Genomic DNA, 26,619 nt, shown 5'->3' with positions numbered 1-26,619 from the left:
AGGATCAAACTCTCCGTAAATGTTTCAACGCCAACCAACCCCACCACCAAAGCAGCAGAACCAGTCAACAAACCATACGAAGAACACCCTCAAAAGGGTGATCAATCAAACTGGCCAGAACCGAACCAACTGGTTCGATCCTTGTCCAAAGGAATCCTCTAAGCCACCAACACCAACCGGTGCCAGCAACCACGAGGGATAAAATTTGGCATTGACTATCAAGCACACTGTTGAGTTCTCAAGAAACGGACGCTCACCCGCTCAAACCCTCCCGGGCTCTCACTGGGGCAACTTCTCCATCTTACCCGACCCCCACCCCACCGTCAAAACCCGCCCCAGTGCACCATCCGAAGACGACACACCACGACCAGACCAAGACGATCACGGTGAAAGAGACCCCCAGAACTAACCCGTGGGCGCACTGCGACCACCGGAACAACCTCAGGGGATCCACCCAGGGGACCAGCCACGCTGACCTGAGCCAGCCTGTCCGTTCCTCCCTGCCGGGCGACGTCGAGAACATTACGGGGCGTGGGCCGCTCCGTGCAACTCCCCTCGAGGTGACCGTCGTCACCCCGAGAGGATCCGGCCGTCCCGTGGGCCGGGAGCGGGTCAGCGTGGGCGCCCCGGACCTGTTCCGGCACCCCGGAATCGGAGGGCGTCGCCGGGGCGGAGCTGCGCGAGCCGGTCCACCCCTGCCGCTGTCACGACGCCGACCACCGGGTACCCGCCCGTGACCGGGTGGTCGGCGAGGAAGACCACCGGCTTGCCGGACGGCGGCACCTGCACGGCGCCGCGGACCAGGCCCTCTGACGCGAGCTCGCCGCGGTCCGCGCGGGCCACGACGACACCGTCGAGCCGCAGCGCGACCCGGTTGCTGTCGGGCGTGACCCGGTACGGCCCGCCCACGAGGGTCTCCCACGCACCGGGGGCGAACCACTCCGCGCGGACACCGGGCTCGACGTCGACCTCGACATGGCCCGGAGCTCTCGCACCGGTGCCGGCGGGGGGCCGCGAGTGCTCGGCGACCGGTCCCGGTCCCGACGGGCGCCCGACCGCAAGCATCTCGCCGCCCACGAGCGGGGCGGGGCCGAGCTCGGCGAGGACGTCCCACGACCGCGAACCCAGCACCGGCGGGACCGCGAGCCCGCCCCGGACCGCCAGGTAGGTGCGCAGTCCCGCGGTGGCGACGCCTAGCACCAGGACGTCGCCGGGCCTCGCGCGAAGCAGCGTGTCGCCGGCGACGGGGACGCCCGCCAGTGTCGCCGGCACCCGCGCGCCGGTCAGGACGACGACGTGGTCGTCGTGGAAGCGGACCTGCAGACCGCCGAGCGTCACCTCGACCGCTGCGGCGTCGTCGGGGTTGCCGAGCAGCCGGTTCGCGCGGACCAGCGCCCCGCGGTCGGCGGCGCCCGAGCGTCCCACGCCCAGAGAAGCGAGGCCGGGTCGTCCGAGATCCTCGACGTAGGCCGCCGGCCCGGGCTGCAGCACCTCGATCACGGCGCGCCCTCGGGCACGAACCGCACGCGTGCGCCCGGCTCGACGAGGCCGGGCGGGGTGCGTGCGACGTCGAACATGCGCGTCGACGTGCGGCCGATCAGCCGCCAGCCGCCCGGGCTCGCGGCGGGGTAGACCGCGGTGAACTCCCCTGCCACCGCGACGGCTCCCGCGGCGACGTGGGGCCGCGGGTCGGCGAGGCGCGGGACCTGCAACGTCGGATCGAGCCCGACGAGATAGGCGAAGCCCGGCGCGAAGCCGACGAACGCCGCCGTGTAGAGGCCCGCGGCGTGCCGCTCGGCGACCTCGGTGGTCGTCAGCCCGGCGAGCCGCGCCACGTCGTCCAGGTCCGGCCCGTCGTAGACCACGGGGATCTCGACGACTGGTCCCTCGACGTCCTCGGGTGCGACCGCGGCCAGGTGCGGCGCCAGGGAACGCACGGTGTCCGCGAGCCGCGCCTGCGCACCCGGGTGCGCTGCGCCGTCGGGCATCTCGCGAAGGAGGACGAGGACCGTCCGGGCCCCGGGGACCAGGTCCACCACCTCGGGGTCGGCGAGGCCGCGCAGGGCGCGGGTCAGCGCCACGACGGTCGGGAGCGGGTCGTCGCCGGCCACGTCGACCATGACGGCCGCGCGCCCGTACGGGCGAGCCGAGAGCGGGCTGCGCGGCACGGTCAGACCGCCGGGGACACGGCGACGCCCGCGGCGTCGAGCGCCGCGCGGACCGCGACCACCACCTCAAGGGCACCCGGGGTGTCGGAGTGGACGCACACGCTCCGTGCGGGCGACTCGACAACCGTCCCGTCCGTCGCGACGACGGTGCCGTGCTGCGCCAGCCGCACGACGCGGGCAGCGACCTCGGCAGGATCCGTGACGAGCGCACCCGGCTCACGGCGCGGGACGAGGGTCCCGTCGGCCCGGTAGCCGCGGTCGGCGAAGGCCTCGGGGACCGTCGGCACGCCTGCCTCGGCCGCGAGCGCCAGCACGACGGAACCAGGCAGCCCGACGAGCGCGAGCCCCGCCTCGGCTGTCGCGTCGACGACGGCGCGCGCCTGCTCCTCGTGGCGGACGACCGTGTTGTAGAGGGCGCCGTGGGGCTTCACGTAGGTGACGCGCGTCCCCGCGGCCCGAGCGAACGCCTGGAGGGCGCCGACCTGGTAGAGGACGTCGTCGCGGAGCTCGGAATAGCCGGCGTCGACGAACCGGCGGCCGAACCCGGCGAGGTCCCGGTACGCCACGTGGGCGCCCACCCGGACACCGCGCTCCGCGGCCGCCCGGCACGTGCGCCGCATGATCGACGGGTCGCCGGCGTGGAAGCCGCACGCCACGTTCGCGCTGCTCACGAGGTCGAGGAGCGCGTCGTCGTCGGCGAGGGCCCAGCGGCCGAAGCCCTCCCCCAGGTCGACGTTGAGGTCGATCGCCGTGGTCGTGTCCGTCACGCGTCCATCATGGCCGACGGGCGGGCGATAGGTTCGGTGCGTGTCCGAACCGACGCCCCCTGCCCCCGACCGTCTCGTCGTCCGGCTCGCGCGGCCGAGCGACGTCGAGCGGCTCGTCGCCCTCGCCGCCGAGACGTTCCCGGACGCGTGCCCACCCGGCCTGGCGCCCGAGGCGATCGCGGAGCACGTCGCCCGCGAGCTCGACGCGGCTCACTTCGCCTCGTGGGTGGCCGGACGCTACGGGGACCCGGCGGCGCCGGCGGTCGTCCTCGTCGCGGAGGTCGGGGACGGCCTCGTCGGGTACGCGCTGCTCGTCCGGGCGCGGCCCGCTGAGGCCGCGCAGCTCGACGCGCTCCTCGGGCCGGAGTACCCGCACGCGGCCGCCGTCGAGCTGTCGAAGATCTACGCCCTCGCCTCGGCGCGCGGCACGGGTGCCGCCGGCACGCTCATGACGGCGGCCCTCGAGGCCGCCGCGGAGCTGCTCGACGGCCACGCCGTCTGGCTCGGTACCAACGCCCAGAACGTCCGTGCCCAAGCCTTCTACCGCAAGCACGGGTTCGCCGAGGTCGGCCGGCGGGGCTACGTCGTCGGTGGGGAGCCGCAGGACGACGTCGTCATGGCGCGGGCGGTCGGGGCCCGCCAGGCGTAGCCCGCGGACCCCGGCCCCAGCTCACGAGCGCGTCGAGAACGCCGCGTCGAACGCCGCGTCGGGGGCGTCGAACGCGAGCGACCGCACGAACTCGAGCGCCTCGGGCGCGCCCAGCAGGCGGTCCATCCCCGCGTCCTCCCACTCGACCGAGATCGGACCGTCGTAGCCGATCTGGTTGAGCATCCGGAACGCCGACTCCCACGGCACGTCGCCGTGGCCCGTCGAGATGAAGTCCCACCCGCGGCGGCCGTCGGCCCACGGCAGGTGCGACGACAGCCGCCCGTTGCGCCCGTTCGTCATGCGCAGCTTGGTGTCCTTGCAGTCCACGTGGAAGATGCGGTCGCGGAAGTCCCAGAGGAAGGCCACCGGGTCGACGCCCTGCCACACCATGTGGCTCGGGTCCCAGTTGAGCCCGAACGACTCTCGGTGGCCGATCGCCTCGAGCGTGCGGACGGTCGTCCAGTAGTCGTACGCGATCTCGCTCGGGTGCACCTCGTGCGCGAACCGCACCCCGACCTCGTCGAACACGTCGAGGATCGGGTTCCAGCGGGCGGCGAAGTCGTCGTAGCCCGCATCCACCATCGCCTCGGACGCCGGCGGGAACATCGCGACGTACTTCCAGATCGACGAGCCCGTGAACCCGATGACCGTCTTCACGCCGAGCTTCGCGGCGAGCCGTGCGGTGTTCTTCATCTCCTCGGCCGCGCGCTGCCGGACGCCCTCCGGGTCGCCGTCGCCCCACACGACGTCCGGCAGGATGTCGCGGTGCCGCTGGTCGATGGGGTCGTCGCACACGGCCTGGCCCTTGAGGTGGTTCGAGATGGCGAAGACCTTCAGGTCGTACTTCGCGAGCAGGTCCAGCCGGCCCTGGACGTAGGCGTCGTCGTCCCAGCGCCACGGGTCGAGGTGGTCGCCCCAGCACGCGAGCTCGAGTCCGTCGTAGCCCCAGCCCGACGCGAGCCGCGCGACCTCCTCGAGCGGCAGGTCGGCCCACTGGCCGGTGAACAGGGTGATCGGTCGGGTCATGGTCGTCTCCCGGATGTCGTCGGTGGTCAGGACTGCGCGGCGGCAGCGGGCTCGGGCTCGGGGACGGACGCCCAGGCGCTCGCGGCCGCCGCGCTCCGCTCGACCGCGTCGAGGACTCGCTGGATCGCCAGCCCGTCAGCGAACGACGGCGCCGGCTGCTCGCCCGCCGCGAGCGCCTCCACGAGGTCCACGACCTGGTGCGTGAACGCGTGCTCGTACCCCAGCCCGTGACCGGCCGGCCACCAGTGGCCGCCGTAGGGGTGCTCGGGCTCGGTCACGACGATCCGCCGGAACCCCGCGGTGCGCGGGTCGTCGGTCGCGTCGTAGAAGTGCAGGAGGTTCATGTCCTCGAAGTCGAAGGCCAGCGAGCCCTTCGAGCCGTTGACCTCGAGCCGGATCGCGTTCTTGCGGCCCCAGGCGAAGCGCGTCGCCTCGAACACGCCCATCCCGCCGCCGGACAGCCGCGCCAGGAAGGCCGCGGCGTCGTCGACGGTGACCGGGCCGCGCTCCTCGCCGCCGCGGCCGCCGAGCGCCGTCGACGCGACGGCCACCGGACGCTCGCGGACGAACGTCTCGAGGAGCCCCGAGACGCCGGTGATCCGCTCGCCCGTGACGAACTGCGCCATGTCGACGACGTGGGCCGCGATGTCGCCGAGCGCGCCCGAGCCGGCGCGCTCGCGGTCGAGGCGCCAGCTCAGGGGCGCCTCGGGGTCGGCGATCCAGTCCTGGAGATACTGGGCGCGCACGTGCCGGATCTCGCCCAGCCGACCCTCGGCCACGAGCTCGCGGGCCAGCCGGATCGCCGGGACGCGGCGGTAGGTGAACCCGACGGTCGCCGTCACGCCCGACGACGCAGCCCGCCGGGCGGCCTCGACCATCCGCTCGGCCTCCTCGACCGAGTTCGCGAGCGGCTTCTCGCACAGGACGTGCTTGCCCGCGTCGAGCGCCGCGATCGCGATCTCGGCGTGCGTGTCGCCGGGGGTGCACACGTCGACCAGGTCGACGTCGTCGCGGCCGACCAGCGCGCGCCAGTCCGTCTCGGTGTGCTCCCAGCCGAGCCGCTCCCCCGCCGCCCGGACGGCGTCGGGGTCGCGGCCCGCGAGCGCCACCATGCGGGGGCGCAGGGGCAGGTCGAAGAAGCGGGGTGCGGTACGCCACGCCTGGGAGTGCGCGGCCCCCATGAACGCGTACCCCACCATGCCCACGCCCAGCGCGGGTCGGTCGTCGGCCATCGGGTCTCCTCGAGGTCTCGGCCGGCCCGCTGCGGGGCCGGGTCGGCTGGTTCGCCGGTTCCGGTCAGGACTCGAACGCGGTCGCCATGTACTGGTCGACGTTGTCCTTGGTCACCACGGGCGCGTAGAGCTGCACCTTGCGGGGCACCTCCACCTCGACCAGGTCGCTGAGCGCCTTGCCCTGGACGAGCATGCGGGCCAGGTCGACGCCGTCGGCGGCCTGCGTCGACGGGTAGACGACGGTCGCCTTGAGGACCGTGTCGTCCTTCTTGATGTCGCGCATGACGTTCGCCGAACCCGCGCCGCCGACCATGAAGAACTCGTCGCGGCCCGCGTCCTTGATCGCGGCCATGACGCCGACGCCCTGGTCGTCGTCGTGGTTCCAGATCGCGTCGATGTGCGGCGCGGCCTGGAGGAGGTTCGCGGCCGCCTGCTCGCCGCCCTGGACCGTGAAGTCCGCCGCGACGCGGTTGCTCACCTTGAGCCCGCACTTCGCGAGCGCGTCGGAGAAGCCCTTGCTGCGGTCCTGGGTGAGCGGGAGCGAGTCGATGCCCGCGATCTCCGCGACGACGGCGTCCTTCTTGCCGTCGAGCTTGCCGCAGATGTACGCGCCGGCGCTCACGCCCATGCCGTAGTTGTCGCCGAGGACGGTGACGCGCGCGGCGTTCGGGTCGGAGAACTCGCGGTCCACGTTGATCACGGGGATGCCGGCGTCCATCGCCTTGCGTGCCACTTCGGTCAGGGCGGCGCCGTCGAACGGGAGGACGACGATCGCGTCGACCTTGTCGTTGATGAAGCCTTCGATCTGGCTGATCTGCAGGTTGACGTCGTTGGTGCCCTCGGCCTGGACGAGCTTCACGTCCGAGTGCTTCTTGGCCTCGGCGACGGCGGCCTTGGTGATCGCGCCCATCCAGCCGTGGTCGGCGGCGGGGGCGGAGAACCCGATGGTGACGGTCTTGCCGGCGGCGTCGTTGTCGGACGTCGCGGCGGGGCCGGCGGCGGCCGTCTCGTCGTCGGACGGGGTGTTGGACGTGCACGCGGACAACGCGAGCGTCGCTGCGGCGGCGACGCCGAGCAGGGCGACCCCGCGGCGTCGGAGCGGTGCGGACATGGCGATCCTCCTTGATCGTGGTGCTTTCTGTGGACGCCCGGCCGCCTCGACGACACGGCGCGCGGGGCGAGACGCGGCGCTACGCGCTGCCGGAGCTGCGGGACCGGTCGGCGAAGCGCTGCTGGAGGAGCACGGCGAGGACGATGATGACGCCCTTGGCGACGGCCTGAGCCGAGCTCGAGAGGTTGTTCTGGGTGAAGACGTTGGTCAGGGTCGAGAAGATGAGGACCCCGAGGACGGTGCCCACGATGGTGCCGCGCCCGCCGACGAGCAGCGTGCCGCCGACGACGACCGCCGCGATGGCGTCGAGCTCGTAGTACTGGCCGTTGGTGGACGAGCCGGCCGTCGTGCGGGCCAGCATCATGAGGCCGCCGATCCCCGCGGCGAGGCCCGACAGCGCGTAGAGGTAGAGGGTGTGGCGGCGGATCTTGATGCCCGCGAGCCGCGCGGCCTCGGGGTTCCCGCCGACGGCGACCGTGCGCCGTCCGAAGGTGGTCCGGTTGAGCAGGAACCAGCCGACGACGGCGACCACCGCGAAGATCCACACGAGCAGCGAGACGCCCAGCGGCTCCGACTGGAAGACGTCGAGGAAGCTCTGGACGCGGACGATCTGGGTCTGCCGGTTGGCGATGATCTCCGCGAGCCCGCGCGCCGACACCATCATCGCGAGGGTCGCGATGAACGCGACGACGCGCCCGTAGGCCACCAGGACGCCGTTGAGCACGCCCGCGCCGAGACCGACGGCGAGCGCGCAGCCGACCATGACCAGCCAGCTCGTGTCCTCCGCAAGGGTCTGGGTGGCGAGCGTGGTGGCCCAGACCGACGAGAGCCCGACCACGGAGCCGACCGACAGGTCGATGCCGCCCGCCGTCACGACGAAGGTCATGCCGATACTGAGGACGCCCAGCACCGCCGCCAGGCGGAGGATCGTCATCGCGTTGTCGACGCTCGCGAAGCGGTCCCCTGCCGTCGCGACGCCCACGACGCACAGCGCGACGAGCGCGATCACGAGACCGAGGTTGCGCCCCGCCGCGCCGTGCAGGAGGGAGCGTGGGCCGCGCTGCGCGACGGTCCGGGCTGCGTCGTCCGGGGTACCGGCCGGGGCGGTGGTGCCCTGGCCGCCGGCCGGGGCGGTGGTCACGTCGTGGTCGCTCACGCGGCACTTCCTTCCATGACGAGGTCGAGCACCTGGTGCTCGTCGATCCGGTCGGCGGGCGCCTCGTGGACGACCCGCCCCTCCGACACCACGAGCACACGGTCGGCGAGACCGATGACCTCGCCGATCTCGCTCGACACGACGACGACGGCGGTGCCCTGCGCGGCGAGGCGCCCCACGAGGGCGTAGATCTCGGACCGGGCGCCCACGTCGACGCCGCGGGTCGGCTCGTCGAGGAGCAGGACGCGGCAGCCGTGGACGAGCCAGCGGGCGAGGACGAGCTTCTGCTGGTTGCCGCCCGAGAGCGTGCGGGCCGGGCGGTCGGGGGCGGACGGACGCAGCTCGAGCGCCTCGATCTGCTCGCGCGCGACCTCGCGCTCCTCGCGCTCGTCGAGCAGGCCCCCGCGCGCGGTCCGGCCGAACGTCGAGAGCGTGATGTTGCGGTAGACGGGCTGGTCGAGGATCAGTCCCTGGCTCTTGCGCTCCTCGGGGCACAGCCCGACGCCCGCCGCGACCGCGGAGGACACGGAGCCGGGACGCAGCGCGCGGCCGCCGACGCGGACGGCCCCGCGCGTGGGCCGCCGCGCGCCGAAGACGGACTCGAGGATCTCCGAGCGGCCCGAGCCGACCAGGCCCGCGAGCCCGACGACCTCGCCGGCCCGCACGCTGAACGAGACGTCGCGGAAGGATCCTGCGAGCTCGAGCCCCTCGACGTCGAGCACGACCGGGGCGTCGTCCGCGGGGGCGGGGCGACGCGGGATCGCGTACTCGACGGCCCGGCCCGTCATGAGACGGATGAGCTCGGCGCGGTCGGTCGACGCGACCGGCAGGCCCGTCGCGACGGTGCGGCCGTCCTTGAGGACCGTGAGCCGGTCGCCGACACGACGGATCTCCTCGAGGCGGTGCGAGATGTACACGACGGCGATGCCGGCGGCCGTGAGCTCCGCGACCACGCGGAACAGGTTCTCGACCTCCTCGGAGTCGAGGACCGCGGTCGGCTCGTCCATGACGATGACCCGCGCGTCGTGGGACAGCGCGCGCGCCATCGAGACGATCTGCTTGCCCGCGGCCGAGAGCGCGCCGACCTCGGTGCGCGGCCGGATCTCCGGGTGGCCCAGCCGCGCCATGAGCTCGCGCGTCCGCCGCGCTGCGACCCGCCGCTGGGTGAAGCCTGCGGTCGCGAGCTCGTGCCCGAGGAAGACGTTCTCGGCGACGGTCAGGCCGTCGACGACGTCGAGCTCCTGGTACATCGTCGCGACGCCGTGCCGCAGCGCGTCCGTGGGCCGCGCGAGGGCGACGGGCTCGCCGTCGACCAGGACGGTGCCCTCGTCCGGCTGGTGCGCGCCCGCGAGGACCTTGATGAGGGTCGACTTGCCCGCGCCGTTCTGCCCGAGCAGGCAGTGCACCTCGCCGCGGCGAACCTCGAGGTCCACGCCGTCGAGGGCTCGGGCGCCGGGGAACGTCTTGACGATGCCGCGCATCTCGAGGACCGGAGCGGCGGTCGAGCCGTCGGCGCGGACGTCTGCTCGAGGGCCGCCAGGAGGTACGCCGTCGTTGGCGTGAGGGTCGTCGCTGACCATGCGACGAAAGTAGCCAGACTTCTATCGACTGTCAATCAAAAGTTGAGACGCTCGTGTACCGTTACCGTCTTGTGACCGATGGAAGCCCCGAACGCCCGTCCGACGACGCGTGGTTCACTGTCCGCATGGAGGAGCTGCTCAAGTTCGCGCCCCGGCCGACGGGGGCCGGAGAGATGTTCCAGCTCCTCCGCGACGGGCGTCCCCGGACGCGCGCCGAGCTCGCGACCGTCACCGGCCAGGCGCGCTCGACCATCGCCGCCCGGATCGACTCCCTGGTCTCGCTCGGGCTCGTCACGCCGTCCGGGGAGGCGACCTCCACCGGCGGGCGGCCGCCGTCGACGTTCGCCTTCAACCCGGCCGCGCGCGTCGTCCTCGCCGTCGACCTCGGCGCGACGCACGCCCGGCTCGCCGTGACCGACCTCGCGTCGCGGGTGCTCGCGGAGCACGAGGAGCCGCTCGCGATCGCGGACGGGCCCGCCCAGGTCCTCGCGCGCGTCGTCGAGCTCGGCTCCGAGCTCCTCGACAAGGCCGGCGCCACGCACCGCGACCTCGCGGGCGTCGGGGTCGGGCTCCCCGGGCCCGTCGACCACGCCACGGGCCGGCCGATGAACCCACCGATCATGCCCGGCTGGGACGGCGCCGACGTGCCCGGCACCCTGCAGCGCGCGCTCGGCACGACCGTGCTCGTCGACAACGACGTCAACGTCATGGCCCTCGGCGAGCACCGGACCGCGTGGCGCGAGGCGACCGACCTCGTGTTCGTGAAGGTCGCGACGGGCATCGGCGCCGGGATCATCATGGACGGCAACCTGAGGCGCGGGGCCCAGGGCGCCGCGGGCGACCTCGGGCACATCCGCGTCCCCGGTGCGGGCGACGTCCCCTGCCGGTGCGGGAACGTCGGCTGCCTCGAGGCCGTCGCCAGCGGCCAGGCCGTCGCCAACGCGCTGCGCGCGGCAGGCGCCCCCGTGGCCTCGAGCGCCGACGTCGTGGCGCTCGTCCGGGCCGGCGACCTCGACGCGAGCCACGCGGTCCGGCAGGCCGGACGCGACATCGGCGCCGTCCTCGCCGCGACCGTGAGCCTCCTCAACCCGTCCGTGGTCGTCGTCGGCGGGATCCTCGCCGACGCCGGCGAGAACCTCCTCGCCGGGATCCGCGAGGTCGTCTACCAGCGCTCGCTCCCCCTCGCGACCCAGCACCTGCGGATCGCCACCGCGCACACCGGGGCCGAGGCGGGCGTCCTCGGGGCCAGCGCGATGGCCGTCGACGCCGTCCTGTCCGCACCGGCCGTGGAGGCCCTCGTCTCATGACCACCGAGCTCTCATGACCACCGAACGCGTCGAGGAGGACCAATGACCGCCAAGGACCGCCGGGCGCTCGTCGTGCGCGGCGGCTGGCCCGGGCACGCGCCGGTCGAGGCCAGCGACCTGTTCCTGCCCTTCCTCGAGGACCACGGCTTCACCGTGGACGTCGACGACAGCCTCGAGGTCTACGCCGAGGTCGACTACATGGCCACCGTGGACCTCGTGGTCCAGTGCTGGACGATGGGCGAGATCCTGCCCGACGAGATGCGCGGCCTGCGCCGGGCCGTCGCCTCCGGGACCGGGTTCGCCGGGTGGCACGGCGGCGTCATCGACTCCTTCCGGATGGCCACCGACTACCTCCAGATGGTGGGCGGCCAGTTCGCCGCGCACCCCCGCGACATCGTGCGCCACACGGTCAATGTCGTGCCGCAGCGAGCGGACCACCCCGTCGTCGCCGGGCTCGACGACTTCTCGCTGTCCTCCGAGCAGTACTGGATGCTGACCGACGCGCTGAGCGACGTGCTCGCCACCACGACCATCGCCCCCGGGCCGGACGTGGACTGGCGCGAGCCCGTCGTCTCCCCCGCGGTGTGGACGCGGCAGTGGGGCGACGGGCGCGTCTTCGTGTCGACCCCCGGGCACCACCTCGCCGACCTCGAGCACCCGTCGCTGCGCGCGATCATCGAGCGCGGGCTGCTGTGGGCGGCCCGCGCGTGACCGCTCCGGCGCCCGGCCGGCCCGTGCCGGGCGACCCGTTCACCGGCCTCCTCGCCTACCCGATCACCCCCCTCGACGACGACGGCCAGCCCGACCTCGCGGCCCTCGGCCGGCTCGTGGACGCAGCGGTCCGGGCCGGCGTCGACGGTGTCGTCGTGCTCGCGTCGAGCGGCGACGGGCGGGCGTTCGACGCCCCCGAGCGCGACCGCGTGGTGCGGGCGGCACGAGAGGCGAGCGGGTCCGTACCGCTGCACGTCGCGGTGAGCGCGCCGGCGACCCACCAGGTCGTGGAGCACGCCCGGGCCGCCGAGCGCGCCGGCGCCGACGGGCTGCTGCTCGCGCCCTTCTCCTACGCACCCCTCGTCGACGACGAGGTCGCCGGGCTCGTGCGAGCCGTCGGCCGGGCGAGCGCGCTGCCCCTGTGCTTCTACAACAAGCCCGTCCAGACCGGCTACCACCTCACGCCCGAGCTCCTCGTCGAGCTCGCCGGTGCCACGACCGTCCGGGCCGTCAAGGACCCCGCCGCCCTCTCCACTCGACGCGGCACGCGCGTCGAGGTGCTGCGGGACGCGCTCGGCGCAGCGGGGCCGCGGGTGGCCCAGCGCGTCTCGGTCGGGCTGAGCGGCGACGTCGCCCTCACGTCGGACGCGCCGCTCGCCGACGCGTGGCACACCGGGCTCGCCGCGCTCGCTCCCACGGAGTACGTGGCGCTGCGGCGTGCGCGGGCGTCGGGCGAGGCCGGCCCGACGCCGCAGGGCACCTGGCTGCACGACCTCGCGGCCGCCCTCGCGACCGTGCGCCCGGTCGCCGGGCTGCACGCGCTCGCGGCCCTGCTCGGTGTCCGGACCGGGCCGCCCCGCGGCCCGTGGCTGCCCGTCCCGCCCGACGGCGTCGCGCGCCTCCGGGAGGTCGTCGACCGTCGGCCCTGAGCGCGGCCCTCCGGCCGCGGGTGCCCGCGGGCGGCGGGTCGGGCTACTCCTCGTCGGCCTCGAGCTCGAGGCCAGGCGCTGCAGCGTCGACGGCGGCGTCGTCCGCATCGCCGTCGGCCTGCTCGCCGCCCGCGGACACCGCCGCCGGGCCGCCCTCGAGCAGCGCGACGAAACCTGCCTCGTCGAGGATCGGGCGGCCGAGCTCGCGCGCCTTCGTCTCCTTGGTCCCGGCGTTCTCGCCCACGACGACGAAGTCCGTCTTCTTGGAGACCGAGCCCGAGGCCTTGCCGCCGCGCGTCAGGATCGCCTCCTTGGCGCCGTCGCGCGTGAAGCCCTCGAGCGAGCCCGTGACCACGACGGTGAGCCCCTCGAGCGTCCGGGCGACCGACTCGTCGCGCTCGTCGGCGGTGCGCACGCCCGCCGCGCGCCAGCGGTCGACGATCTCGCGGCGCCAGTTGTCCGGGTCGTCCGCGTCGCCGAACCAGTCGCGGACCGCCACGGCGATGGTCGGGCCGACACCCTCGACGGCCGCGAGCTCGGCCGGCGGGACGACCGCGCCCTCGGGTGACTCCGCAGGCCCGCGCGTCGCCGCCTCCTCGATCGCGTCGAGCGAGCCGAAGTGCTGGGCGAGGGCGCGGGCCGCCGTCGGGCCGACGTGGCGGATCGAGAGCGCGACCAGGACGCGCCAGAGCGGCTGGTCCTTGGCCTTCTCGAGCTCGGCGAACAGACGGGTCGTGTTGGCGTGCGGGACGGACGGCTTGGTGGCCGTGGGCTTGGTCCAGAAGTAGAGCCGGTCCTCCCACAGGCCCGTGCCCACGCCCTTCTTCTTGATCTCGCGCCACACCCGGACCTCGCGCAGGTCCTCCGGCGTGAGGTCGAACAGGCCGGCCTCCGTCGCGAGGACCGGGCGCTGCGGCGCGGGCAGCGCGTCGGGGACGGGCCCGTCGACGTCGCCGCCCGGCCGGTACGCGGCCGGGTCGGTCGGGCGGTCGGACTCGGGGTCGACGAGGGCGATCGCGGCCTCCCAGCCGAGCGCCTCGATGTCGAACGCGCCGCGGCCCGCGGCGTGGAAGAGCCGCTCGCGCAGCTGCGACGGGCACGAGCGCTGGTTGGGGCAGCGGATGTCGACGTCACCCTCCTTGGCAGGGGCGAGCGGCGTCCCGCACGACGGGCACGCTGTCGGCATCTCGAACGCTCGCTCGGTGCCGTCGCGGAGCGCAACGACCGGCCCCACGATCTCCGGGATCACGTCGCCCGCCTTGCGCAGCACGACCGTGTCGCCGATGAGCACACCCTTGCGCTCGACCTCGCTCGCGTTGTGCAGCGTCGCCATCTCGACCGTGGAGCCCGCGACCTTCACGGGCTCCATCACGCCGTAGGGCGTGACCCGCCCGGTCCGCCCGACGTTGACCCGGATGTCGAGGAGCTTCGTGTTGACCTCCTCGGGCGGGTACTTGTACGCGATCGCCCAGCGCGGCGCGCGGCTCGTCGCGCCCAGGCGCCTCTGGAGCGTGAGCTCGTCGACCTTCACGACGAGCCCGTCGAGCTCGTGCTCGATGTCGTGCCGGTGCGTGCCGTAGTGGTCGATCATCTCGAGGACCGCCGGGATGCCGGTCACCACGCGGTTGTGGCTCGAGACGGGCACCCCCCAGGACTCGAAGAGCTCGTAGGCCTGAGACTGGCGGTCGAGCTGCGCGTGCGCGCCCTCCTCCCACTGCAGCGCCCCGACGCCGTGCGCGTACATGCGCAGCGGCCGCGACGCCGTCACGCGCGGGTCCTTCTGGCGCAGCGATCCCGCCGCCGCGTTGCGCGGGTTCGCGAACGGGGCCTTGCCCGCCTCGACCTGTGCCGCGTTGAGCGCCTCGAAGTCCGCGACCGGGAAGAAGACCTCGCCCCGGATCTCGATGAGGTGCGGGCGGGTGGCCGGGTCGCCGCCGAGCGTCTGCGGGATGGTCGTGATGGTGCGGACGTTGAGGGTGACGTCCTCGCCCGTGCGCCCGTCGCCGCGCGTCGCGGCCCGCACGAGCCGCCCGCGCTCGTAGAGCAGGGCGATCGCGAGCCCGTCGATCTTCACCTCGCACAGGTAGTGGAGGTCGCGCGCGCCGTCCTCCCCCAGCTCCTTGTGGACCCGGTCGGCCCAGGACTGGATGTCGTCCGCGTTGAACGCGTTGTCGAGGCTGAGCATGCGCTCGACGTGCTCGACCGCCGCGAACTCTGTCGAGAACGTGCCGCCGACGCGCTGGGTCGGCGAGTCGGGCGTCCGGAGCTCGGGGTACGCGTCCTCGAGCGCCTGCAGCTCGCGCATGCGCGTGTCGTAGTCCGCGTCCGAGCTGACGGGCTCGTCCTTGACGTAGTACGCGAACTGGTCCGCCTCGATGGCCTCGGCGAGCTCGGCCCAGCGGCGGTGGGCGTCCGCCAGGTCGGGGCTCGCCTGGGTGGCGGGCGCGGACGTGGTGGGGGCCTCGGGCAGCTCGTCGCTCACGCGCCCATCATGCCGTGCGGTGCCGACACGGGCCGCTCCACGACCGCGGTCGAGGTGACGCTCGTGAGGCCGTGGCCGGCGACCGCCCGGCCGACCCAGGAACCGACGAGGACCAGCGCGAGGACGAGCGCAACCAGGGCCAGCACGGCCATGGCTGCGGCGACGACGCCGTCGAGCAGGTCGCGGGCTCCGCTTCCGCGGCGGGGGTGGTGCTGGAGGAGTGCCATGGCTCGAGCGTGCCGCCGCCGGGGTGTCTGCCGCGTCGGGCCGCGGTCGCGACCTGACCCGTCCTCGGTCCTCCTCCGGGTGGGGGACGTCGGCACACGGGTACGACGAGAGTCGGATGCCGTCGCACTCGGCGAACCCCGGCGTCGCACTCGGCGTCGTGGGCCGGGCCGGGCGGGCGGGTCCGCTCTAGTGTTCTTGCTATGACGCCGCGCGACGCCGACCAGGCCGCACTCCTCCCCGCCGACTCCCCCGCGACCGATCCCTACCTCTGGCTCGAGGACGTCGAGGGCGAGCGCGCGCTCGCCTGGGTCCGCGCCCGCAACGCGGAGGCGGAGGACCGCCTGGGCACCGCGTCGCCGGTCGCGCCCTCGCTCGCCGAGCTCGAGGCGGACGTCCTCGAGGTGCTCGACAGCCACGACAAGATCCCCGACGTCTCTGCCCTGGGCGACCACCTCTACAACTTCTGGCGCGACGACGTGCACGTGCGCGGCGTCTGGCGACGCACGACGCTCGACTCCTACCGCACCGACACCCCCGTCTGGGAGACCGTCCTCGACCTCGACGCGCTCGCCGAGGAGGAGGGCGAGAGCTGGGTCTGGCACGGCGCGAGCGTCCTGCGCCCCACCGACCCGCGGGCTCCCTGGCGGCGCGCGATCGTCGACCTCTCGCGCGGCGGGTCGGACGCCGACGTCAGCCGCGAGGTTGACCTCGTCGAGAAGCGGATCGTGCCGCCCTCCGACGGCGGGTTCCACCGCGACGAGGCCAAGGGCGGGCTCGCGTGGATCGACGACGACGCGGTCTACGTCTTCACCGACTTCGGCCCGGGCGCCCACGGCGAGCCGACGACGACCACGTCGGGCTACCCGCGCGTCGTGAAACGGTGGCGGCGCGGGACACCGCTCGCCGCCGCCGAGACGGTCTACGAGGGCCGCACCGACGACCTGTACATCTCGGCGCACCGGGCCCGGGACACGGGCTACGAGCGCGACCTCGTGAGCCGCTCGATCGCGTTCTACGAGGACGAGCTCTACTGGCTCGACCCGGCGGCCGAGCTGCGGCTCGTCGACGTCCCGCGGTCGGCCGAGGCGGCACCCCGCCGGGAGTGGCTCCTCGTCGAGCTGCGCGAGCCGTGGACGGTGCAGGCCACGTCGGGCGAGGTCACGCACCCCGCCGGTGCCCTGCTCGCGGCCCGCTTCGACGACTTCATGGCCGGCTCACGCGACCTCACCGTGCTGTTCGAGCCCACCCCCACCACGTCCCTCGCGGGTGCGACGTGGACCGAGCACCACCTCGTCGTCAACGTGCTCGACGACGTCAAGAACCGGCTGCACGTCCTCACCCCGCCCGCCCCCGACGCCGCCCCGGGGACGCCGTGGACCCGCAGCCCGCTGCCGGGCGCCCCGGCGATCGGCACCACGGGAGTGCGCGCCGTCGACTCGCACACCAGCGACGACGTGTGGCTCGTGACCACCGACTACCTGACGCCCACGACGCTCTCGCTCGCCCACGTCGTCGGGCCGGAGGACCCCGCTCCCGCCGCACCCGAGCGGCTCAAGTCCATGCCGGCGTTCTTCGACGCGACCGGGCTCGCCGTCTCGCAGCACTTCGCGACGTCCGACGACGGCACGCGCGTCCCGTACTTCCAGATCGGCCCGGCCGACGCGCCGCCCGGCCCGCGGCCCACCCTCCAGTACGGGTACGGCGGCTTCGAGATCTCGCTGACGCCCGGCTACTCGGGCGGCCTCGGGCGGGCCTGGCTCGCGCGGGGCGGGACGTACGTCGTCGCGAACATCCGGGGCGGCGGCGAGTACGGCCCGGCCTGGCACCAGGCGGCGCTCAAGAAGCACCGCCACCGCGCGTACGAGGACTTCGCGGCGGTGGCACGCGACCTCGTCTCCCGCGGCGTGACGACGCCCTCCCACCTCGGCGCCCAGGGCGGCAGCAACGGCGGCCTGCTCATGGGCAACATGCTCACGCAGTACCCGGAGCTGTTCGGGGCGATCGTCTGCCAGGTGCCGCTGCTCGACATGCGCCGGTACACGAAGCTGCTCGCGGGCGCGTCGTGGGCGGCCGAGTACGGCGACCCCGACGACCCGGAGCAGTGGGAGTTCATCCGCACGTTCTCCCCGTACCACCTCGCCGACCCCGGCCGGCCCTACCCGCCGGTCCTGTTCACCACCTCGACCCGCGACGACCGCGTCCACCCCGGGCACGCCCGCAAGATGGCGGCGCTCCTGCTCGACGGCGCCCGCGACGTCACCTACTACGAGAACGTCGAGGGCGGCCACGGCGGGGCGGCCGACAACAAGCAGGCCGCGCACATGGCGGCGCTCGCGTACCGGTTCCTGTGGGAGCGGCTGGGATGAGCGACGACAGGGGGACGACGGTGGCCACGGGCGCGGGTCGGCGCTGGACGGCGTGGGCGGTCGCGGGCGGCGTCGTGGCCGCCGGCGCGCTCGGGTTCGCGGGCGGCGTCTGGGGCGGGCACGCCGGCGCGTCCGGCGACGGCGCGTGCGACGCCGTGCACGTCGCGTCCAGCACCCTGCCGACCATCGTGACGATCGCCGCGCACGGCTCCGAGGGCAGCGGCACGGGCAGCGGCGAGATCGTGCGGTCGGACGGTGTCGTCGTCACGAACGACCACGTCATCACGCCCGCGATGAAGGGCGGGCGGATCGAGGTCCTCCTCTCGGACGGGCGCGCGCACCAGGCCGAGCTCGTCGGGCGCGACCCGCAGACCGACCTCGCGGTGCTCCGGATCGACGCGGGAGAGAACCTCCCGACCATCCCCTTCTCGCAGTCCGACGACGTCGAGGTCGGCGAGCCCGTCGTCGCGCTCGGCGCCCCGCTCGGGCTCTCCGGGACGGTCACCACCGGCATCGTCAGCGCGCTCGGGCGCGAGGTCCCCGTGCCCACCGGCGCGGGCGGGACGACCGTCCTGACCGGCGTCGTGCAGACCGACGCGTCGATCAACCCCGGCAACTCGGGCGGGGCGCTCGTCGACTGCGACGGGCGGCTGGTCGGCGTCAACACGGCCATCGCGACCGTGCCCGGCGAGAACGGCCAGGCCGGCGGCGGCTCGGTCGGCATCGGCTTCGCGGTCCCCGTCGACACCGTGCGTGCCATCACCGACGAGCTCCTCGAGCACGGCACGGTCGCGCACCCGAGCTTCGGGATGACCGCGTCGACGGTCACCGAGGACACGGCGGCCGCGTTCGACGTCGCGCCCGGGCTCTACGTGGAGGCGGTCGTCCGCGGGGGCTCCGCGGACAAGGCCGGCCTGAAGCCCGGCGACCTCATCACGCGGCTCGGCGACGTGACGGCCCCGACGTCCGCGACGCTCGCCAGGCTGACGGTGACCTCGCGGACCGGGGACGACGTCGACGCCGTCTATCTGCGCGACGGCAAGGAGCACACCACGACGATCACGCTCGAGCCGCTCCCGGCGCACCGAGGCTGACGGCGGCCGCTCAGCGCCAGGGGTTGAGCGGCCGCGGCGGGGGCGCCAGGACACGCAGCGGCACGGCGAGCCAGGCGGCGAGCACGAAGCACAGCGGCAGGTCGAGGGTCACGACGGACAGCAGCAGCGCGACGAGCCCGTAGGTGAACGGCGACCCGACGCCGTGCACGAAACCGTCCCCGAACGCCATGAGCAGCACGACTGCGGCGACGAGCACGGTCACCGCGAGCGCCAGCGCCCACCGGCTGCGCTGCGGCACGAGGACGACCCACCCCGCGACGAGGGTCGCCGCCACGAACGGCAGGACGTAGGACGAGGCGATGAACCAGTCGTTCGCGTACTCGAGCCAGCGGTCGGCGTCGACGCCCGCGAACGAGCCGCCCCCGACCGGGAAGCCCTTCTGCGCCCGTGTGATCGCGGCCCACGCGCCGCCGAGCGCCCACGGCACGAACGAGCACAGCACGGCGAACAGGACCACCCGCCAGAGCCGCGGACCGTGCGCGGCGGAGGCCCCCGAGCGAGCCGGCACACTCGAGCCCATGCGAACAGGGTGACCCGGGCGAGCGTCCGGCGCGCGTCGAGGCGGCCGGGCGAGGCTCACGCGTCGGACCGCTCGGCCACGACCTCGGCGACCCGCACGAGGGTCCCGAGCACGTCGCGGGCGGCCTGGACGCCGGTCGCGAGCGGCGCCGCGGGGGTCGTCACGACGACGTCGGCGAGGCGGGCGAGCGGCAGCCCGACGCGCTTCCACGGCACCGTGAGCGCGTCGGCGACGGTCCCGACCTCCGGGCCGGCGCACTGCGAGACCCGTGCCCGCGGGAGGCCGGCCCAGAACGTCAGGCCCCGCTCGACGGCGCGCGCGACCGTCTCCCACGTGCGCTCGTCCCACGCTCCGACGTCGAGCCCGACGCCCTGGGCACCGGCGAGGACCGCGGGCGCGACCCCCACCCACGCCGGGCCGACGTGCACGGTGCTCGACGCACCCGCGCCGTGAACGGCGTCGAGCACGGGCTGGAGCCCTTCCACGAGCTCCGGTCCCGAGACCGCGGGGATGCGGGAATAGCCCGAGAAGGTGGGGAGGACGCCGGCGGCGACCTGGCCGAGCAGCGGCTCGTCGAGCTGCACGACGACGTCCCCCAGGCCCGGCACCTGCGTGCGGAGCTCGGCGAGGTGCTGCGCGAGCCCGGACGCGAGCGATGCGGCGACGTCGCGGACAGCCCCTGGGTCGGTGAGGACACGGTCCCCGCGCGCGAGGTAGAGCTGGGCGGCGAGCGACCACGGTCCCAGCACGCCGACCGTGAGGCGGCCCGTGTAGCCGTGCGCCGCGATCGACAGCGCGGTCAGGTCGTCGCGGAGCGCCACGGCGGCGCGGCGCTGGTCGGCGCCCGGCCGGTCGGCGAGCTTCCACCCGTGCGGGCCGAGCTCGGTCGCGAGCTCGTCGAGGAGGCACGCCGTGCGCCCGACCGGGTCGCTGCCCGCGCCGCGCTGCGGGAGCTGGACGAGGAACGGGAGTCCGTCGACGCCGTACGGCACGTCGACGAGGTGGTCGAGGACCGCCTGCTGGGCGGCGAGCGGCTCCACACCCGGGAACGGCCCGGGCCCCGAGACCGTCGTCACCGGACGGCCGCCGCCGGACGCGACGCCCCGGTGCGGGACGCGGACGCCACCGTCGCCTGGCCCACGACGCGCGTCCCGTCGTAGACGACGACCGACTGCCCGGGCGCGACGCCGCGCAGGCGCTCGCCGGGCAGCGTCAGCTCGAGGCCGTCGCCCGTCGCGCGGACGCGGGCGGCGACGGGCTCGCCGTGCGCGCGAACCTGGACCTCGGCGTCGAACCACGCGCCCGAGGTGTCGGCGCCGTCGAACCAGACGGGACCGGTGCCCGTGATCGTGTCGACCGTGAGGAGCTCGGCCGGGCCCACGACGACGCGGTTGCTGCCCGGCTGGACGTCGAGGACGTAGCGGGGGCGGCCGTCGTCGGCGGGGCGGTCGATGCGCAGGCCCTTGCGCTGCCCGACCGTGAACGCGTACGCGCCGTCGTGCTCGCCGAGCACCTGGCCCTCGGTGTCCACGATCTCGCCGGGGCGCGCGCCGAGGCGGTCGCGCAGGAAGCCGCGGGTGTCGCCGTCGGCGACGAAGCAGATGTCGTAGGAGTCGGGCTTGGCGCTCACCGACAGGCCGCGCCGCTCGGCCTCGGCCCGGACCTCCGCCTTGGACGCGTAGCCGCCGAGCGGGAACATGGCCCGCGCGAGCCGCTCGGGCCCCATCACGGCGAGGACGTACGACTGGTCCTTCTCGGTGTTCGGCGAGCGGTGCAGCTCGCGGCGACCACCCGCATCGGCGACGCGCGCGTAGTGACCCGTCGCGACCGCGTCGAAGCCGAGCGCCGTGGCCCGGTCGAGCAGCGCCTCGAACTTGATGTGCTCGTTGCAGCGCACGCACGGGTTCGGCGTCCGGCCGGCCTCGTACTCGGACAGGAAGTCGGCGACGACCGTCTCCTCGAACCGCTCCGACAGGTCCCACACGTAGTACGGGATGCCGAGGACGTCGGCCGCGCGCCGCGCGTCACCCGCGTCCTCGATCGAGCAGCAGCCGCGCGAGCCCGTGCGGAACTGGTCGCGCGTGCGCGACAGCGCCATGTGCACGCCCACCACCTCGTGGCCGGCCTCGACCGCGAGCGCCGCCGCCACCGCCGAGTCGACTCCCCCGGACATCGCTGCCAAGACCCTCATCGCGCACCCCCCGCACCCAACGACACGAGTCCCGCCGCCCGCGCGCGCTCGACGACGCCCGGCAGGACCTCGAGGACCCGGTCCACGTCGGCGTCGGCGCTCGTCGCGCCCAGGGAGAACCGGAGCGCGCCGCGCGCCTCGACCTCGGGGACGCCCATCGCGAGGAGCACGTGCGACGGGCGCGGGACGCCCGCCTGGCACGCCGACCCCGTCGAGACCTCGACGCCCGCCGAGTCCAGCAGGTACAGCAGCGAGTCGCCCTCGCAGCCCGGGAAGGTCAGGTGCGCGTTGGCGGGGAGGCGCGCCGCGTTGCCCGCGCCTTCGGCGGGAAGGGCGAGGTCCGCGGGGCCGCGGAGGACGGCGTCGGGCACGCGCTCGAGGACGCCGGCGACGAGCCGGTCCCGGAGCGCGGCGAGGCGCGCGGCACGCTCGGGCAGCGCGCTCACCGCCTCCGCCGCCGCGACCGCGAACGCCCGGATCCCCGCGACGTCGAGCGTCCCGGACCGGACGCCGCGCTCCTGGCCGCCGCCGTGCAGCACGGGCGTGAGGGGCAGGTCCTTGCGGGCGACGAGCGCGCCCGTGCCGACGGGCCCCCCGAGCTTGTGGGCGGTGATCGTCATGGCATCGAGGCCGCTCGCCGCGAAGTCGACGGGCACCTGCCCGAGCGCCTGGACGGCGTCGCTGTGCACCGGGACGCCGTGCTGGTGCGCGAGCTGGACGACCTCCCGCACCGGCTGCACCGTCCCGACCTCGTTGTTCGCCCACATCACCGAGACGAGCGCCGTCTGGGGACCGTTCGCGGCCAGCTCCTCGCGCAGCGCCGCCAGGTCGACCCGGCCCTCGCCGTCGACGGGCAGCAGGACGATCTCCGCGCCCGAGTGCTCCGCCATCCAGAACGCCGGGTCGAGGACCGCGTGGTGCTCGACCGCCGACACGAGGATGCGGCGCCGCTCGGGACGCCCCGTGCGACGGCCCCAGAAGATCCCCTTGATCGCGAGGTTGTCGGCCTCCGTGCCGCCGCCCGTCAGGACGACCTCGCTGGGGCGCGCACCGACCGCCGCGGCGAGCGACTCGCGCGCCTCCTCCACGGTCCGCCGGGCGGCACGGCCCGCGGTGTGCAAGGACGACGGATTGCCCGTCTTCGCGAGCTCCGCCGTCATCGCCTCGAGCGCCGCCGACGACATCGGGGTCGTCGCGGCGTGGTCGAGGTAGGCGCGGGTCACCGGTCAAGTCTACGAACGCCGGGGCCCTGACGACGCCGAGCCCGTGCACCGTGGGCGCCGAGCCGGTGCGCTGTGGGTGGCGGACGGCGAGAATGGAGCATGACCACCCTCGGCGCCGTCTTCCCGCCCAGCTGTCCCCCCGAGCTCCTCGTGACCGCCGCCCGCACCGCCGAAGGCGCGGGTCTCGACGAGCTGTGGCTCTGGGAGGACTGCTTCAAGGAGAGCGGCATCGCGTCCGCCGCGATCGCGCTCACCGCGACCGAACGGATCCGCGTCGGGGTCGGTGTCATGCCGACCCCGCTGCGGAACGTCGCCCTCACCGCGATGGAGGTCGCGACTCTCGACCGCGCCTTCCCCGGCCGCTTCCTGCCCGGCATCGGGCACGGCGTCCAGGACTGGATGGGCCAGGTCGGCAACCGCGCCGAGTCGCCGCTCACGCTGCTGCGCGAGTACGCGACCGCGCTGCGGGCCCTGCTCGCCGGGGAGCGCGTCACCACCGAGGGGCGCTACGTCCGGCTGCGTGACGTCGCGCTCGACTGGCCGCCGCTCACCGCTCCCCCGGTCCTGTCCGCGGCGACCGGGCCCCGGACCGTCCGGCTCACCGGCGAGGTCGCCGACGGCACCATCCTCGAGGCGATCTCCACGCCCGACGACGCCCGCGTGGCTCGCGCCGTCGTCGACGAGGCCAGGGTCGCGTCCGGCCGGGCCGACGGGCACCTGCTCGTCGTCAACCTCGCCACGACGGGCGACCCGCGGGCCGACGCGGACGCCGTCCGGGCCCACGCCGAGGCCGGTGCCGACACGGTGGTCGTCCAGCCCGCCGAGTACGACACCGCCCCCGACGTCGACGCGTTCCTCCGGTACGTCGGGACCCAGGTGCGCCCGCTCGTCTGACCCCCGGCGCCGCCCGGTCGCCGGACATGCCGCCCGGTCGCCGGACATGCCGTCGCTCCGCGCCCTGCGACCCGGCGGTCGTCGCCGTCGCCGTCGTTCGGGATCGCTGAGTAGCGCTACGCCTCGGCGCGGCCGATCAGCACCTCCAACCACGCGGCTGCGGCGGCACCCTGCGCTCGTTGGAAGGCGCGGAGCCGCGGGATCGCAAGGACCGGCGGCCGTCGGCCGGAGTCGAGGAAGTACGCGGTGATTCCCGCGAGGACGGGCAGCACCTGCGCATCGTCGGCGCCCGCGGCGGACGGGCTGGACCGGAAGAGCGCGTCGAGCTCGGCTCCGACGGCGTGGCGGTGCGCGAGGTCGGCCGGGCCGGTCAGTGGGTCGGTGCGGCCGCGGATGCCCTGCATCCCGACGCTCGGGAGGAACGCGGCGACGTCGAAGAACGGCGCCCCGCGGACCGCGTGCGGCCAGTCGACCACGACGACGCCGCCGTCGGTGACGAGGAGGTTGTCGGCCCGCAGATCACCGTGGACGACGGCGTCTCCCTCGCACGCGGCGGCTGCGCCCGCGGCGAGGTCGACGAGCTCGTCGATCCGCCCGACGGCCCACGGCGCGAGGTCCGCGACGATCGGGTCGGGATCCTCCCAGAGGTTCTGCCAGCCGACGAACAAGCCGGGGAGCGCCGTCGCTGCGTCGGGGAGACCGAGCCCGGCGGCGCTCGTGGTACCGATCCGGCCGACCGCCGCGAGCACGGCGGCCAGCTCGTCTGGCTCCCACGGGGTGGACGGCGTCCGTCCCTCCACCGCTTCGTAGGCGGCGACGACCCAGTCCCCGTCGTCGAGCACCCAGAGGAGGCGCGGCACGGGGAGGTGCTCAGGAAGGCGCCCGGCCACCCGAGCCTCGGTCCGGTGGAGGCGGGCGGCATCAGAGCCGTCGTCGGACGGCGCAGCCTTGACGAACGCGCACGTGCCGCCGGTGGTGACGAGGACCGACGCGAGCCCCGGGCTAAACCCCGTCTCCGCGATGTGCTCGCGCACGACCTCACCACCGAGCCGGTCCTCGACGGCGGCCTGCAGCGACGCGGGCAGGTCACGCCAACGCAGACGGCGGCCGCCCGACGGATGGGGGACCACGTGAGACCGGGACGTCATCGCCGCACCGTACGACATCGGCGTGCGCGCGCTCGCACCCTTTGTCCGACCCACGAGGCCGGGCTTAGCACGGACGACCGCCGACGTCGACGCCACCTTCCGACTTCGGGACGTCAGAAAGGAGGTGGGCCCTCCGGCGCCTCGGGGCCGCTGATCGCCGTCCCGGAACCGCGCCGCGTCACCACGCCGTGCGGCGTGAGGGCGCGCGCTCCACGGGAAGCACGGTTACCAGCGGTGGCGCGGGGCCGCGATTCCTCCTGCGCTGCCCGCCGCGACGCGCCGACGCTGATCCACGGGAGCTCGACGTCAGCAACGAGGTCCGCGTCAGCCAAAGCCGCCGCGTCACCCACCAGGTCCGCGTCAAGGAGCGAGGGCTCGACGACGTGGGCTCCGACGTCGTGCACATGCCCGGTGGGCGCCGTCCACGAGACGCGCCCGGTCACCGGTTCGCGGGTCGTCGACCAGCCGTGATGCGTCTTGAGGTTGTGATGGCGCCGGCACACGGGGTGGAGGTTGTCGGCGCGAGTCTGACCGGGCGGCGGGGACGACGCTTCGGTGCGGCGATCGGCACGTTCGGGATGGACGAAGGGTTCGACGTGGTCCAAGTCGCACCGCACCGCCGGAACTCGGCAGCCCGGGAAGGTGCAGGTGGCGTCCCGCGCGCGCACGAACTCGCCCAGCACGACGCCCGGTCGGTACGTCCGGCGCGACAGGTCCGTCGCGATGCCGGTCGCCGGGTCGGTGAGGATGCGCTGCCAGGTCACGCCCTCGCCGGCCGCCAGCTCCCGGGCGAGCGCCGCGGGGATCGGGCCGAAGCCACGCAGGTCACCAGGAGCGTCGTCCAGCCCGAGGAGCGTCGACGCCGCGATCGTTACGTGCACGACCGTCCGCACCGTCGGCGAGGTCCAGGCCATCGGCTCGGTGACCTGACCTGCGGACGATCCGCGCGCCGTCCCCGCGAGCCCGGGTCCGGTGATCGGACGTGCACCCGTGAGCAGCGCGACCAGGGTGTCGGCGCGCAGCTGGTCGAGGGTCCGGGCCTCGTCCGCCGCGCCCTGCTGCGACACGGCGAGCCGGTCGAGGTGCGCTCGAACCTTCGCTGCGTGGTCCGCGGGGATCAGCGCGGTGACGTAAGCCATCGCGTCGGGGGCAGGATCGAAGGTCACGCACCGACCGTCGCGCGCCCGGTCGCGACGGCGCTCCGCCCCCGCCGGGTCGTGGGCCGCGACGACACGTCGGACACGCTCGCGCACGTGAGGAGCGGTCAGGCGGCATGCCGGGCCCGGCTCCGCCCACGTCCCGACCAGAGGTCCGACCAGAGCGCGGCGATCCTCGCGGGGCACGTCGACGACCCCGTCGACGAGCGCCCGCGCCCGTCGTTCGTCGATCCGACCGTCGTTGAGCGCCTCGGCCACCTCCGGCAGCTCGTCCAGACCCGCCGACAGACCGAGCAGCAGATCGGCCGCACGGCTCGTGAGACAGAGCCGCGCGGCCACAACCGCGGATGCTCCGTCGAGCGCGAGGCTCGACCCACCGGCCCGGACCGCAAGCTCCGTGACCGCGCGCGACTGCACCGCGAGCGCCCACGAACGGAGCCGTTCGGCCGCGGCGGCGACCTCGACGAGCGCGTCGTCGCGCAGGTCTGCCACGTCGAGACCCTCGAGGGTGAGCGCAAGAGCGGCCCCCGGGCGCCACGTCCTCGAGCCCCGCCAAGTCGTCGAGCCGCGCCACGTCGTCGAGCCGCGCGGGCGCATCGATCGGCACGAGGACGTGGAACCGCACGGAGGTGTCCCGCCGCGCCGAGGTCTCGAGACCC

At 74.5% G+C, this 26,619-nt stretch carries 23 protein-coding genes; 7 read left to right on the top strand and 16 right to left on the bottom strand.

What is annotated here, in order from left to right:
* Positions 1-612: 612 nt before the first annotated feature.
* From ACFT5B_RS06280 to ACFT5B_RS06270, 3 genes are read right to left on the bottom strand one after another with little or no spacing between them, the layout of a single operon-like run.
* Positions 613-1,500, bottom strand: a complete 888-nt coding sequence (locus ACFT5B_RS06280; protein ID WP_386797126.1) for a biotin-dependent carboxyltransferase family protein — start codon at positions 1,498-1,500, stop codon at positions 613-615.
* Positions 1,497-2,168, bottom strand: a complete 672-nt coding sequence (locus ACFT5B_RS06275) for an allophanate hydrolase subunit 1 (RefSeq protein WP_386797125.1) — start codon at positions 2,166-2,168, stop codon at positions 1,497-1,499. The genes ACFT5B_RS06280 and ACFT5B_RS06275 overlap by 4 nt, the downstream gene beginning before the upstream one ends.
* A 2-nt stretch (positions 2,169-2,170) precedes the next feature.
* A complete protein-coding gene (locus tag ACFT5B_RS06270; RefSeq protein WP_386797124.1) occupies positions 2,171-2,935 on the bottom strand; it encodes a LamB/YcsF family protein in 765 nt (254 codons plus the stop codon).
* 40 nt (positions 2,936-2,975) lie between these two features.
* On the opposite strand from ACFT5B_RS06270, the gene ACFT5B_RS06265 reads away from it, so the two are divergent.
* Positions 2,976-3,584, top strand: coding sequence for a GNAT family N-acetyltransferase (locus ACFT5B_RS06265; protein ID WP_386797123.1), 609 nt, complete (start codon positions 2,976-2,978; stop codon positions 3,582-3,584).
* A gap of 21 nt (positions 3,585-3,605) precedes the next feature.
* Here the strand turns inward: ACFT5B_RS06265 and ACFT5B_RS06260 are convergent, their stop codons facing one another.
* From ACFT5B_RS06260 to ACFT5B_RS06240, 5 genes are all read right to left on the bottom strand, one after another.
* Entirely contained in the window at positions 3,606-4,610 is a 1,005-nt protein-coding gene (locus tag ACFT5B_RS06260; RefSeq protein WP_386797122.1) for a sugar phosphate isomerase/epimerase family protein, read from the bottom strand.
* A 26-nt stretch (positions 4,611-4,636) separates the two neighbouring features.
* Positions 4,637-5,842 (bottom strand): Gfo/Idh/MocA family protein, encoded by a 1,206-nt coding sequence (locus ACFT5B_RS06255; RefSeq protein WP_386797121.1) that lies wholly within the window; start codon positions 5,840-5,842, stop codon positions 4,637-4,639.
* A gap of 64 nt (positions 5,843-5,906) precedes the next feature.
* Positions 5,907-6,953, bottom strand: coding sequence for a substrate-binding domain-containing protein (locus ACFT5B_RS06250; protein WP_386797120.1), 1,047 nt, complete (start codon positions 6,951-6,953; stop codon positions 5,907-5,909).
* 79 nt (positions 6,954-7,032) lie between these two features.
* Positions 7,033-8,109: an ABC transporter permease gene (locus ACFT5B_RS06245; protein WP_386797119.1), complete on the bottom strand. Its 1,077-nt coding sequence runs from the start codon at positions 8,107-8,109 to the stop codon at positions 7,033-7,035.
* Positions 8,106-9,590, bottom strand: a complete 1,485-nt coding sequence (locus ACFT5B_RS06240) for a sugar ABC transporter ATP-binding protein (protein ID WP_386797134.1) — start codon at positions 9,588-9,590, stop codon at positions 8,106-8,108. The genes ACFT5B_RS06245 and ACFT5B_RS06240 overlap by 4 nt, the downstream gene beginning before the upstream one ends.
* A 224-nt stretch (positions 9,591-9,814) precedes the next feature.
* Between ACFT5B_RS06240 and ACFT5B_RS06235 the strand changes: the two genes are divergently transcribed.
* From ACFT5B_RS06235 to ACFT5B_RS06225, 3 genes are read left to right on the top strand one after another with little or no spacing between them, the layout of a single operon-like run.
* Positions 9,815-10,996, top strand: a complete 1,182-nt coding sequence (locus ACFT5B_RS06235; RefSeq protein WP_386797118.1) for an ROK family protein — start codon at positions 9,815-9,817, stop codon at positions 10,994-10,996.
* A 42-nt stretch (positions 10,997-11,038) separates the two neighbouring features.
* A complete protein-coding gene (locus ACFT5B_RS06230; protein WP_386797117.1) occupies positions 11,039-11,707 on the top strand; it encodes a ThuA domain-containing protein in 669 nt (222 codons plus the stop codon).
* Complete coding sequence (locus ACFT5B_RS06225; RefSeq protein ID WP_386797116.1) at positions 11,704-12,636, top strand: dihydrodipicolinate synthase family protein; 933 nt, start codon at positions 11,704-11,706, stop codon at positions 12,634-12,636. Before ACFT5B_RS06230 ends, ACFT5B_RS06225 begins: the two co-directional genes overlap by 4 nt.
* Before the next feature lie 43 nt (positions 12,637-12,679).
* Here the strand turns inward: ACFT5B_RS06225 and ligA are convergent, their stop codons facing one another.
* Together ligA and ACFT5B_RS06215 are read right to left on the bottom strand one after the other, a co-directional pair.
* On the bottom strand, positions 12,680-15,118 hold the full coding sequence (gene ligA / locus ACFT5B_RS06220; protein ID WP_386797115.1) for an NAD-dependent DNA ligase LigA: 2,439 nt from the start codon (positions 15,116-15,118) through the stop codon (positions 12,680-12,682).
* A complete protein-coding gene (locus tag ACFT5B_RS06215) occupies positions 15,115-15,345 on the bottom strand; it encodes a hypothetical protein (protein WP_386797114.1) in 231 nt (76 codons plus the stop codon). Before ACFT5B_RS06215 ends, ligA begins: the two co-directional genes overlap by 4 nt.
* A gap of 201 nt (positions 15,346-15,546) precedes the next feature.
* Here ACFT5B_RS06215 and ACFT5B_RS06210 point away from each other — a divergent pair, with 201 nt between their 5' ends.
* Entirely contained in the window at positions 15,547-17,712 is a 2,166-nt protein-coding gene (locus tag ACFT5B_RS06210; protein ID WP_386797113.1) for a prolyl oligopeptidase family protein, read from the top strand.
* On the top strand, positions 17,709-18,806 hold the full coding sequence (locus ACFT5B_RS06205; protein ID WP_386797112.1) for a S1C family serine protease: 1,098 nt from the start codon (positions 17,709-17,711) through the stop codon (positions 18,804-18,806). The genes ACFT5B_RS06210 and ACFT5B_RS06205 overlap by 4 nt, the downstream gene beginning before the upstream one ends.
* A 10-nt stretch (positions 18,807-18,816) precedes the next feature.
* Here ACFT5B_RS06205 and ACFT5B_RS06200 read toward each other — a convergent pair whose 3' ends face one another.
* Genes ACFT5B_RS06200 through ACFT5B_RS06185 form a run of 4 tightly spaced genes read right to left on the bottom strand, consistent with a single transcriptional unit; the run spans position 18,817 to position 22,761 of the window.
* On the bottom strand, positions 18,817-19,347 hold the full coding sequence (locus tag ACFT5B_RS06200; protein WP_386797111.1) for a hypothetical protein: 531 nt from the start codon (positions 19,345-19,347) through the stop codon (positions 18,817-18,819).
* 56 nt (positions 19,348-19,403) lie between these two features.
* Positions 19,404-20,423 (bottom strand): hypothetical protein, encoded by a 1,020-nt coding sequence (locus ACFT5B_RS06195; protein WP_386797109.1) that lies wholly within the window; start codon positions 20,421-20,423, stop codon positions 19,404-19,406.
* Positions 20,420-21,538: a tRNA 2-thiouridine(34) synthase MnmA gene (mnmA, locus tag ACFT5B_RS06190; RefSeq protein ID WP_386797108.1), complete on the bottom strand. Its 1,119-nt coding sequence runs from the start codon at positions 21,536-21,538 to the stop codon at positions 20,420-20,422. Before mnmA ends, ACFT5B_RS06195 begins: the two co-directional genes overlap by 4 nt.
* Positions 21,535-22,761, bottom strand: a complete 1,227-nt coding sequence (locus ACFT5B_RS06185) for a cysteine desulfurase family protein (RefSeq protein ID WP_386797106.1) — start codon at positions 22,759-22,761, stop codon at positions 21,535-21,537. Before ACFT5B_RS06185 ends, mnmA begins: the two co-directional genes overlap by 4 nt.
* A gap of 99 nt (positions 22,762-22,860) precedes the next feature.
* On the opposite strand from ACFT5B_RS06185, the gene ACFT5B_RS06180 reads away from it, so the two are divergent.
* Positions 22,861-23,655 (top strand): LLM class flavin-dependent oxidoreductase, encoded by a 795-nt coding sequence (locus ACFT5B_RS06180; protein ID WP_386797105.1) that lies wholly within the window; start codon positions 22,861-22,863, stop codon positions 23,653-23,655.
* A gap of 116 nt (positions 23,656-23,771) precedes the next feature.
* Here ACFT5B_RS06180 and ACFT5B_RS06175 read toward each other — a convergent pair whose 3' ends face one another.
* Both ACFT5B_RS06175 and ACFT5B_RS06170 read right to left on the bottom strand, forming a co-directional pair.
* Positions 23,772-24,803, bottom strand: coding sequence for a phosphotransferase (locus tag ACFT5B_RS06175; RefSeq protein WP_386797104.1), 1,032 nt, complete (start codon positions 24,801-24,803; stop codon positions 23,772-23,774).
* Between the two features lie 113 nt (positions 24,804-24,916).
* Positions 24,917-26,452, bottom strand: a complete 1,536-nt coding sequence (locus ACFT5B_RS06170) for a DUF222 domain-containing protein (RefSeq protein ID WP_386797102.1) — start codon at positions 26,450-26,452, stop codon at positions 24,917-24,919.
* Positions 26,453-26,619: the final 167 nt, after the last annotated feature.

This window comes from Luteimicrobium sp. NPDC057192 (genome assembly GCF_042670205.1).
GTDB lineage: Bacteria > Actinomycetota > Actinomycetes > Actinomycetales > Cellulomonadaceae > Luteimicrobium.
Note: the sequence above shows the minus strand (reverse complement) of the source record. Positions and strands in the feature narration are given on the sequence as shown.